The organism is Cupriavidus gilardii, assembly GCF_008801915.1.
GTDB classification, from domain to species: Bacteria; Pseudomonadota; Gammaproteobacteria; order Burkholderiales; family Burkholderiaceae; genus Cupriavidus; species Cupriavidus gilardii.
In genome coordinates, this window is sequence record NZ_VZOV01000037.1 from 22,412 (window position 1) to 32,154 (window position 9,743).

General features: G+C 70.8%; 9 protein-coding genes and 1 pseudogene. 5 read left to right on the top strand and 5 right to left on the bottom strand.

The window, feature by feature from the left end:
* Positions 1–214: 214 nt before the first annotated feature.
* The 4 genes from F7Q96_RS24820 (at position 215) to F7Q96_RS24835 (ending at position 4,960) form a co-directional block, all read left to right on the top strand.
* Entirely contained in the window at positions 215–1,597 is a 1,383-nt protein-coding gene (locus F7Q96_RS24820; RefSeq protein WP_053823678.1) for a hypothetical protein, read from the top strand.
* Positions 1,598–1,868: 271 nt separating this feature from the next.
* Positions 1,869–3,140 (top strand): hypothetical protein, encoded by a 1,272-nt coding sequence (locus tag F7Q96_RS24825; RefSeq protein ID WP_144425934.1) that lies wholly within the window; start codon positions 1,869–1,871, stop codon positions 3,138–3,140.
* 168 nt (positions 3,141–3,308) lie between these two features.
* Positions 3,309–4,361, top strand: a complete 1,053-nt coding sequence (locus F7Q96_RS24830; RefSeq protein WP_151023470.1) for an alpha/beta fold hydrolase — start codon at positions 3,309–3,311, stop codon at positions 4,359–4,361.
* Between the two features lie 14 nt (positions 4,362–4,375).
* The gene (locus tag F7Q96_RS24835) at positions 4,376–4,960 is read left to right on the top strand and encodes a cytochrome P460 family protein (protein WP_144425935.1); all 585 of its coding nucleotides are present in this window, start codon (positions 4,376–4,378) and stop codon (positions 4,958–4,960) included.
* Here F7Q96_RS24835 and F7Q96_RS24840 read toward each other — a convergent pair.
* The 3 genes from F7Q96_RS24840 to F7Q96_RS24850 all read right to left on the bottom strand — a co-directional run bounded on the left by F7Q96_RS24840 (position 4,941) and on the right by F7Q96_RS24850 (position 7,804).
* Positions 4,941–5,717, bottom strand: a complete 777-nt coding sequence (locus tag F7Q96_RS24840) for an alpha/beta fold hydrolase (RefSeq protein ID WP_053823680.1) — start codon at positions 5,715–5,717, stop codon at positions 4,941–4,943. The two genes, F7Q96_RS24835 and F7Q96_RS24840, sit on opposite strands and share 20 nt — an antisense overlap.
* Positions 5,714–6,751, bottom strand: a complete 1,038-nt coding sequence (locus F7Q96_RS24845) for a M14 family zinc carboxypeptidase (RefSeq protein ID WP_053823681.1) — start codon at positions 6,749–6,751, stop codon at positions 5,714–5,716. The genes F7Q96_RS24840 and F7Q96_RS24845 overlap by 4 nt, the downstream gene beginning before the upstream one ends.
* A 165-nt stretch (positions 6,752–6,916) precedes the next feature.
* On the bottom strand, positions 6,917–7,804 hold the full coding sequence (locus F7Q96_RS24850) for a LysR family transcriptional regulator (protein ID WP_053823682.1): 888 nt from the start codon (positions 7,802–7,804) through the stop codon (positions 6,917–6,919).
* A gap of 185 nt (positions 7,805–7,989) precedes the next feature.
* On the opposite strand from F7Q96_RS24850, the gene F7Q96_RS24855 reads away from it, so the two are divergent.
* Positions 7,990–8,391 (top strand): tautomerase family protein, encoded by a 402-nt coding sequence (locus tag F7Q96_RS24855; RefSeq protein ID WP_053824575.1) that lies wholly within the window; start codon positions 7,990–7,992, stop codon positions 8,389–8,391.
* Between the two features lie 7 nt (positions 8,392–8,398).
* Here F7Q96_RS24855 and F7Q96_RS24860 read toward each other — a convergent pair whose 3' ends face one another.
* Both F7Q96_RS24860 and F7Q96_RS24865 read right to left on the bottom strand, forming a co-directional pair.
* A complete protein-coding gene (locus tag F7Q96_RS24860; RefSeq protein ID WP_053823683.1) occupies positions 8,399–9,043 on the bottom strand; it encodes a histidine phosphatase family protein in 645 nt (214 codons plus the stop codon).
* Positions 9,044–9,105: 62 nt separating this feature from the next.
* Positions 9,106–9,743: pseudogene (locus F7Q96_RS24865) on the bottom strand (hypothetical protein); the annotation flags it as partial.

Sequence of the window (9,743 nt, forward strand, 5' to 3'; positions counted from 1 at the left end):
GATCAGCTTCGACAGCGGCCTCGCACGGGAGCGCTACATTGCGCCTTTCCGCTCGACCGTCGAGGCGACTGCCATCGTGTTTCCCTCTTCCATTCCCTCCGTCGGCCGTCCGCCCGGTCAGCCGTTGTCTGGTTCCGAACGGGCGCAATCCGGCGGGACATTCCGCGGGCAATCCCATGTTGATGGCCGGCACGCCGAGCCCGCCCTGGATCCGATGCATCCATGCGCGGCGCTGGCGCTGCTCCAGCCGCCCCTTGCAGCCGAACCCGTGCTGTCCCGCATCCCGCTCGATGCCCCTGATCCCGCCAGCCATGTCGACGCCGCGCTGAGCTTGCTGCGCCGGCGCACCGGCGTGCCGCTGGCCGAACGTGTTGCCACGGGCCTGCCCAGCGATCGCGCCGCGGCCATTGCGCTGCTCGACGCGCTGCTGGCCGAGGGCAAGCCCGCCGGTCCGCTGGCTTCGTCGAGCCCGCTTGCCGCTTCGGAATGGGGCAGCAGCGCCATCGCGCAGGCGCATGCGCTGCGCGATCGCCTGCGCAGCGGGGCATCGGCAGACACAGACGTCCCCATGCTGCAGCACGCCGTGGAAGCACTGATCGGCGCGCTGGAGGCCACGCCCTGCGGCCGCGAGCATGCGGCGATACGGGAACGGGCCGACGCCGCGCTGCGCGCGATCGTCGGCGGCCCTCCATGGGACCTTGTTGCGATGATCAACAGCGACCGGCTGCCGGACCGTCAGGCCGCGGTCCATCAGGTCGACCGCTTGCTGGCGCATCTGCATGGGCTGGCCCGCACCTGCGGGCCGGCGTCGGCAGCCGATCCCTTTCCGCCCGCACTGCGCGCGGCAATATGCCGGCTGGCGCGCGACGGCGGTCATGGCCTGAGCCCGGCGCAGCGGACCGCCCTGCGCCAGTGCCCTGGGCTCGGCCCGGAACTGACACCGGTGCTGCACGCGGGCAGTACGCTGTCGAACGTGGCCGCGAACACGCTGGGCAGGCTTTGCCTGCATGCCAGGCACTGTGCGGCCGATGCGCGCCGGCACGCCGACGATGCGGTCCTTCTGGCGGAACTGGCGGCGCTCGGCGCCAGTGCACGCAAGCTCGCGGACAGCGCGCCGCCGGCGGGCGGCGCTTCGGCCCGGCAGGCTTCGGAGGCGGCGCGGGAGGGCCTGCTGCAGGACGCGCTGTCGACGCGGCTCTCGGCGTGGAAGCCGGGCGACATTGCCAGCCTGCATCGTTGGATCACGACGCCCGCGCTGCTCGCCTTGCGGACCATGGTCGATCGCGCCGCACGGGCAAACCCGCCGCAGGACAACCCGCCGCAGGACGAGGGCACTTCCCGCGGCGCCAGCGCGCTTGCGGCCCAGCGTCGGCTGCTGCGCGACTGGATCGCGGCCTACGACGGTCTGGCCGCGTTGCTGACCATGCGGATGTCCACGCAAGCGCAGTCCGCGACGAAGCGTAAAGCCGCTGCGTCGCCGGCTTCCGGACAAGCGGCCGAGGTCGCCACGGCGAACGATCTGTTCCGGCAACTTTTTGCAATCGACCCCGTGTCGGACGCCGGTACTGCGTTGCAGCTCGATCGGGTCCGAGCCTGAGCCCAGGCCCGAATTCAAACCAATAGCAGCACAAGCGGAAAGGACGCGCATCGAACGATGCCGCGTGCAGAGCTTTTTTTACTGATTGTCTGTGGGAGATCGGATGTTGTTGCCAGTCGTGTTCAGATACATCGGCCAGTGCCTCGGCGTCAGGCACAAGCCGCGGCCCGCAGCAGCTTCATCCGCGCGCATTGCGCGGGATACCGAAAGCCCCCGCGCCAGCCTCTGGTCCCGGCTTGTCCGCACGTTGTTCTTCTGGCGCGGCCCGCGCATGGAGCGGGCCCGCACCCGCCAGTCGCCTCGGATCACCTACGTTCCCACGCCGCCGCCGTTGTCGGACCGCGATACCGCAAGGTCGATCGTCGAAAGCCTGGCGCCCCTGGCGCCCGATGCGCTCGAGGCGTTCTGCCGCGGCTGCTCCAGGGACACGCTGCAGGCGATGGTGGACTGGTGCCGGGCCCCTGGCAACGGCCCTGCGGCGGACGATACGGAGACGATCACGGCGAAAGGCATGATCGAGGCAAAGGCCAGCGAAGCATTGCGTGCGTTCGAGCCGGACGGGCTCGTTCCACCGGGCGGCGTCCGACACGTGCTGACGCAGCTGCACCGCGCGCTGGTCAAGGTCCGCGATGGCAAGGGCGTCCTCGACCTGGCCCGTTTGCGCGACGACTGGGTCAGCCGGCACCCGCGCGATCGCGAGTTCGTCGCCGGCGGCTGCCATGCCGCCAATATGTTCGACAGGTTCCGACGCTCGGTCGAGGCGCTGTGCCGCTTCGCGATGGCCGATGGCGATCCGGCGGCCACACAGGCGCTGGCGGCGCAATGGGTCGACGCTGCGGCAGCGTTGTGTGAGGCCTTGGAGGCCGGAAGGCTGACCGGGGCGGCGATGGCCGAGCATGCCGACGCATTGCGCCTGCAGCAGCGAGAGACGGCGCTGGCTCTGCTCCGCGGGCAGCTGGGCATCGCGTGGCAGGCGCCGGGGTCGAGTCCGTCCGATGGCGCCGAGCCGGACGAGGCCGCCCAAGGGGCGCCGGGTGCCGGCGGCAAGGCACGCAGCCACGGCGCGATGCCGCTCGCCGCGAGGACGCTGATGGCGCTGCTGCTCGATCCCGGCTGCGACGCCGAGCGGCTCGATGCCGCGGTCGATTCGCTGGTTCACAACCTGCGCACGGTGGCGCGGCAGCGCGAAAGGGAGGCGTTTCCCGCCGACATCGCGGCGCGTCTGGACGAGCTGCTGGCGCGGGGCGGCGCTCGCCTGACCGAGCCGCAACTGCATCGCCTCGGCGACGCGCTGCTGCGGGCCGGTCTGAGTGCCTGGGGTACGTGCCGCAAGCTGCTGGACATCCGCGAGGCGCTGTACGAGACCGGCAATCGAGCCCTGCGCGATGCCATGGCGGGAATCGCCGGCGTGCGGGTGCGGCAGTCCGCGGTACGCGAGCAGGCGCAGCTGATATGGCGCCGCATCGGGCTGGTCGATGCCGAGGTGACACGGGAAGCGGGACCCGCCGGCGCGATGCCGCGCGATGGCACCGCGCTCGGCTAGCCTCGGAGCCGTCTGACGATTCCTCTGTCCAGCCGCCGGTTTGTATCGGCGTGTATCGGCGCAGCGGGGCGATACACGGCGATGCGCGCCGGACCGGTTTCCGACACGGCGGCGATACGGCGCAACGGTCTACTGGCGTTTCTCACCGACCTATTTGGAGAAACGACCATGTCAAACACCGTGAACGCACAACGCCGCCGCCTGCTCGGCTCGACCACGGCGCTGGCCGGTATCGGCCTGCTGGAACTGGGCCTGGGCAGCGTGGCCCAGGCAGGGCCGGCACGGCAAGCCGCCGCCGTTGCCGGCCAATCGCCCGGCAGCGCTTCGTTTGGCACGATCCGGCAGATCGACGCCGGTACGCTGAACGTCGGCTATGCCGAGGTCGGTCCGGCCAACGGCCCGGTCGCGATCCTGCTGCACGGCTGGCCCTACGACATCTACAGCTTCGTCGACGTCGCGCCGGTGCTCGCCAAGGCCGGCTATCGCGTGATCGTGCCTTACCTGCGCGGCTATGGCTCGACCCGCTTCCTGTCGGCCGAAACGCCGCGCAACGGCCAGCAGGCCGCGCTCGCGGTCGACGTCATCGCGCTGATGGACGCGCTGAAGATCGACAAGGCCATCATCGCCGGCTTCGACTGGGGCGCCCGCACCGCCGATATCGTCGCCGCGCTGTGGCCGGAGCGCTGCCTGGGGCTGGTGTCGGTCAGCGGCTATCTGATCGGCAGCCAGGAAGCCAACCGCAAGCCCTTGCCGCCGCAGGCCGAGCTGCAATGGTGGTATCAGTTCTACTTCGCCACCGAACGCGGGGCCGCCGGCTATGCGGCCAATCTCGACAGCTTCAACCGGCTGATCTGGCAGCTGGCGTCGCCGCAGTGGAAGTTCGATGACGCCACGTACCGGCGGTCGGCGCAGTCGTTCGACAACCCCGATCACGTCGCCATCGTGATCCACAACTACCGCTGGCGCCTCGGCCTGGCCCAGGGCGAGCCGCACTTCGATGCGCTGGAGAAGCGCCTGGCGGCCGCCCCGAAGATCTCGGTGCCGACCATCACGATGGAAGGCGACGCGAACGGGGCGCCGCATCCGAAGCCCGCCGCGTACGCCGGCATGTTCACCGGCAAGTATCGGCATCGGGACATCGGTGGCGGCATCGGCCACAACCTGCCGCAGGAAGCGCCGCGCGCGTTCGCCGACGCGGTGCTGGAAGTGGTGAAGCTTTGAGCCGGGAGACGCGCATGCAACGACTCCCAATTGCAGCGGCGTTCGGCGGCCTCGCGCTGCTGGCCTGCGCCGCCCTCGGCCAGCATGCAGGGGCGCAGCCACCGGTCCACGGCGCAAGCGAAACGGTGCCCAGGCAACAGCCGGCACAGCAGCCGTCCACCGAGCCGCAGAGCGCCAGGCCGTCGGCATCGCCGATCTACGGCGTGACGATTCCACCGGGCTACCGAAAATGGCAGCTGATCGCGCCGGCCGAGGAGGCGGCTCCGCTCGATGAACTGCGCGTGGTGCTCGGCAATCCGGAAGCGGTCGAGGCCATCGAACGATCCGCGAAGCGCTTTCCCGACGGGGCCGTGCTGGTCAAGCTGGCCTACAAGCGAAAGCCATCGCCCGACTTCGAACCGGCGACGATACCGGGACAGCCGACCACGGTACAGGTGATGGTCAAGGACTCGCGCCGGTATGCATCGACCGGAGGCTGGGGCTTCGGCCGCTTCGTCGGCGGCGTGGCGGTGGACGCGGCCCAGCATCAGACCTGCTTCGCCTGCCATGCGGCCCGCGTCAAGGACCGCGACTACGTGTTCACCCGCTTCGCGCCGTAGGCGACGCGATCCAGCCGGCGACCTCGCGCGCCACCCATTCCGGATCGTCATGCGGCAGGTCGTGTCCCGCCCACGGATGGATCCGGTGCGGGACCGACCATGCCGCCGCCAGCCGCGCCGAGCAGGCCGGAGATACCAGCCGGTCGGCCGCCGAGGACAGCAGCAGCGTGGCGCAGCGCGGCGGCGCCGTGCCGGCCTGGAAGCGGGCCGCCGCCAGCAACTGGCGCAACGCGTTGGCGCGGCTGACCGGTGCGTCGGCGCGGATCGCGGCCCAGCGCGCCAGGTCGGCTTCCAGCGTATCGGTACGGGCGCAGGTCAGCCGATGGATGATGGCCTCGCAGCGGGCACCGTCGTGCCACGATCGCATCAGGCCAAGCACCGCCGGCCACGCGCCAGGGCGCATCCGCTGATGCGGCGCGCCGAACGGCCGCATGCTGGTGTTGATCAGCACCAGCCGTTCGATCTCGTCGGCATGCCGCTGCGCCCACGCGGTCGCGACCATGCCGCCCAGCGACATCGCCAGCAGCCGGTACGGCGGACGCAGGCCGGCCCGTGCCGCCTCGGCGCGCAGCTCGGACACGATGTCGTCCACCGCCGCCGGCGAGCGCCGGCCGGCCTGCTTGCCGTTGCCCGGCAGGTCGAGCATCGTCAGCCGGTCGTCGTCGCCCAGCGCGCCGCGGCGCCGCAACGCAGCCGGCAGTCGGCCCCAATGGCGCGCCTCGCGCGTCAGGCCGCGCAGCAGGATCCAGTCGCTCATCGTGCCGGCCTGTCGGCGGGGGCACGCCAGTGTTCGCTGGCCTCGCGCCAGATCGCCTGCCGCGCGGCGCCGGTCGGCAGCCAGCGCGTCGGCGCGAAGGCGGCGCGCGCGAGGAAATCGAACAGGCTGACATGGCGGCGCAGCACGCGCGCCGTGCGATGCGCCTTGACCGGATTGAAGAAGCCGTCGCGCGAGAACAGCTGCCGGGGATTCTTCTTGATCCACAGCCACGAGCCCAGTTCGAGCGTCATCGGCAGGAAGATGTGCGGCGCCGGCGTGCGGTCATAGGCGTAGTCCCACAGGTCGCCATGCACCAGGTACTGGTGGCTCTGCGGCTCGAAGGCGTAGCCGTGGTGCGGATGGGCCTGCTCGAACAGCGTCTTCAGCACGTACATCTCCGGCAGGTGCGGCATCGCGGCCTGCGTCCTGGCGTAGGGAAACCAGATGCTGTCGCGCCAGCCGTAGCCGGAATGGCAATCGACGGCGAAGCTCAGCGGCCGCGTCAGCAATTGCGCCTGCACCACGCGCAGCAGCGCGGTGCTCTCGGCCTCCATCGGCGTGCCGGCCCTGCCGCGGTACCACGGCAGCCACGGGCCGATGCGCTGGCCGCCGGCGAGGAAGGGCACGCGCCCCTCGGCATCCTGCGGCGCATTGCGCATCAGGTCGACGCCGTTCGGATTGGCGCGCCGGCCGGCCCACATGCCGGCCGGATTGACGATCGGCATGAACAGCAGACGGACCTGGCGCAATTGCAGGTGCAGCAACTCGTCCCATTCGAGGCGCTTGAGCAGCGCCCGCATATAGTCGAGCAGCAGTTGCGTGCCGATCCGTTCGAGGCCGTGGATGCCGCCGAACAGCCCGATCGCCGGCGCGCGGGGGGCGCGCGAGCCGATGCCGGCCAGATACACCGGAAAGCGCCGGCCATGGCTGCTGGCCTCGCATACCACGTCGATATCGAAATGATCGGCGCCCACTTCCAGCAGCGCGCGCAGCAGATCGAGCTCGGCGAAACTGTCGGAGGCGGGAAGGGGCATCGGGTCGGCTGGGCGGAAAGGAAGCGGCCGGGGCGGCGATGGCGCCGGTCCGTATGACGGAACGATGTTGCGAGTCTACTCGCGCAATATGACAGTGCCTTTGTGACGACACGGGACTGTCATCGACCTTGTCGAGCCCATCGGGCCGGGCGATGTGGCCGTCGATCAGCCCAGCTGCTCGGCCAGCACCTCGCGCGCGGCCTGGACCACCGGCGCTTCGCCGCGGCGCGGCGGCAGCAGGCAGAACTCGACTTCGGGCAGCGCGGGCAGGCGCAGCGACGAGGCCGTCGACGGATCGAGCGCGGCCACGCCGGCCGGAATGGCCGATCGGTTCAGGCACGAGATGCCGAGTCCTGCCGCCAGCGCCATCTGCAATCCCGCCACGCCGGACGCGGAGTGCGAGACCCGGTAGGGCACGCGGGCGCGCTTCAGCATCCGTACCACGTACTGGTGCAGCGAGCAGGTGTCGGGCAGCAGCACCAGCGGCAGCGGCACGGCGATGCCTTCCGTGTCGCCGCGCGCGCCGACCCAGGCCAGCGGCTCGCGCCGTAACGGCCGCCAGCCGGCGCGCGGCCGCTCGCCGGTGCCGCCGCGCGCGCCGACCACGCGCATCGTCAGGCCGATATCGAAGGCGTCGTCGTCGACGCTGGCGTCGATCGCCGCGCTCTTCATCACGGTCACGTGCAGCCGCAGTTGCGGATGCCGCTCGCGCAGGCGGCGCAGCATGCCGGCGATCTCGGCGGTGCGGTAGTAGTCGGTGATGGCGAGCCGCAGCTCGCCGGCCAGCGTCTCGCCGCGGATGTCCTGCATCGCCAGCGCGTCCAGATCGAGCATGCGGCGGGCATGGCCGAGCAGCCGTTCGCCGGCCGGGGTCGGCTGCACGCCGCGGCGGCCGCGCAGCAGCAGCGGCACGCCGGCGCGCTCCTCGAGCTTGCGCAGCTGCTCGCTGACCGACGACTGCGACAGGAACAGCCGCGGCGCCGCGGCCGACAGGCTGCCGCTGTCGGCGACCGCGACGAAGGTACGCAATTGTTCGAGATCGAAGCCTCGCATGTCCCGCTCCTCGTTCGCTTCTGGTTTCGGAGATACCGATGGATGGTATCGCATCTTCCCGCTTTTCCGATGGAAAGGCGGGCACTACGATCGAGTCAGTGGCGGGTCGGCATTGCGAAACGGAAGCGAAGCGGGCCCGTGCCACCTTCCATCCGATGCACCGACCATTCGAAGAGGAAACCGCGATGCCTCACCTTCAATTGCAGATTTCCGGCCAACCCAACGCCGCGCTGACCGCGAAGGCCGCCGCCACCGTGGCCGAACTGACCCGTACCGTGCTTGGCAAGAAGCCCGAGGTGATGGCCGTGGCGGTCCAGTACGTGCCGCACGACGCCTGGTTCATCGACGGCAAGCCGCTGTCCGCGCTCGGACGCAACGCCTTCCATCTCGATATCAGCGTCACCGACGAGACCAATACCAAGGCGGAGAAGGCGCGCTACCTCGAAGCGGTGCACCATGCGCTGTCCGAGCTGATCGGCGATGTGCACGACTGCTCGTATATCCACGTGATCGACGCCCGTGCGGCGGCGTACGGCTATGGCGGCCGCACGCAGGAATACCGCCATCAGCACGGGTCGACGTTGTAAGGCGGGCTCAGCCGGCGGGCAGCCGATACAGGCGCCGCGGCCGTCCGTCCGGCGACAGCTCGAACACGACGCCGCCGCCGCTGTCGGCCCCTTGTCCGGTCAGCGCCGTGATGTTGACCTGATGGGTCACCATCAGATACGGCCCGCCGCGCGGATCGAGCCGATCGATGAAGCGCGACAGCGCGGCGGTCTGCTCGGTGCGGGCGCCGGCGTCGCCAAAGAAGGAATTCAGCAGCGGCAGCACGGTGACGGGACCGAGGTCCATCAGCCGCGCGGTGTCCTGGCAACGGCACCAGGCGCTGGTCCAGACGGCACTGGGACGAAAGCCTGCCGCGCGCCAGGCCGCGCCCAGACGCTGGGCCTGGGCGCGCCCGCTCGCATCGAGATTGCGCTGCGTCGGACAGGACCGCAGGTCGAAGCCGGGCGGGTCGCCGACGCCCGGCGCGGTGGCATGGCGCAGCAACACGACCACATTGGGCCGAGCGAGCGCCGAGACGGGCAGGGTGGCGATCGGTTGCGCAAGGGCGCTGGACACGCTGGCCGGCATGGCCGATGCCAGCAGGGTCCAGCAGGCGAGGCGGGCCGCGGCGGCCAACGTCTTGCGGCGCCGAGCGGAGGGCGAGCCGATGGCGGCCGTGCTGCGATCGATCATGATGCTCCTCCTTGCGCGCGCCGTGCGGCCGGCCACCGCTGTGCGGCCTGCCCGGCCCGACGCTAGCGGCTAAGACCGCGCGCGGAGATCGGCCACAGCGACTCGACCTTGCCGTCGCGCACGCCGACCAGCGTGTCGTACAGATTCAGCGTCGGGTCGCAATGGCCAGGCACCAGCCACAGCGGTTCGCCCAGCTGCGGCAGCGCCGGCATCTCGCCGCCGGCGCCGGGTACCGGCCGCACGATGCCGTGTTCGTCATTGGCGGCGACATAGGCCAGCCGCGTGCTGCGCCTGCCGCCGCCGAACTGGCCGCCGGCGCGCTCCCCGGAGTCGCGTTCCCATATCCACGGCAGCCCCGAATCGACCGCCATCGACTTCAATCCCGCGTCCACTACGACCTGGCCATGCGCCGCGGTGCTCATCACCGTCGTCGCGATAAACAGGCTGTGCTCGAAACGCAGCGCCTCGGCGGCGCTGCCGCTGTCCATTCCGCCGTCGAGTCCGCTGGCGGCGACGCCCTCGTTGCTGCCGTAGTCGCCGTCCATGAACACATACGAACCGGGCTGGATCTCGGTGAAGACGCCGCTGGCCAGATCGAATTCGACGCTGCCGCTGCCGCCGCCGGTGACCACCTGGCAGGGCGCCCCGGCCGCGGCCAGCCGGGCCGCCACCGCCCCGGCACGCTCGGCGGCGCGCGCCG

What these genes read in the sequence shown, in the direction of transcription:
- F7Q96_RS24820 (WP_053823678.1), top strand. Translation starts at nt 215, where the DNA reads ATGCATCCATGCGCGGCGCTGGCGCTGCTCCAGCCGCCCCTTGCAGCC.
- F7Q96_RS24825 (WP_144425934.1), top strand. Translation starts at nt 1,869, where the DNA reads ATGGAGCGGGCCCGCACCCGCCAGTCGCCTCGGATCACCTACGTTCCC.
- F7Q96_RS24830 (WP_151023470.1), top strand. Translation starts at nt 3,309, where the DNA reads ATGTCAAACACCGTGAACGCACAACGCCGCCGCCTGCTCGGCTCGACC.
- F7Q96_RS24835 (WP_144425935.1), top strand. Translation starts at nt 4,376, where the DNA reads ATGCAACGACTCCCAATTGCAGCGGCGTTCGGCGGCCTCGCGCTGCTG.
- F7Q96_RS24840 (WP_053823680.1), bottom strand. Translation starts at nt 5,717, where the DNA reads ATGAGCGACTGGATCCTGCTGCGCGGCCTGACGCGCGAGGCGCGCCAT.
- F7Q96_RS24845 (WP_053823681.1), bottom strand. Translation starts at nt 6,751, where the DNA reads ATGCCCCTTCCCGCCTCCGACAGTTTCGCCGAGCTCGATCTGCTGCGC.
- F7Q96_RS24850 (WP_053823682.1), bottom strand. Translation starts at nt 7,804, where the DNA reads ATGCGAGGCTTCGATCTCGAACAATTGCGTACCTTCGTCGCGGTCGCC.
- F7Q96_RS24855 (WP_053824575.1), top strand. Translation starts at nt 7,990, where the DNA reads ATGCCTCACCTTCAATTGCAGATTTCCGGCCAACCCAACGCCGCGCTG.
- F7Q96_RS24860 (WP_053823683.1), bottom strand. Translation starts at nt 9,043, where the DNA reads ATGATCGATCGCAGCACGGCCGCCATCGGCTCGCCCTCCGCTCGGCGC.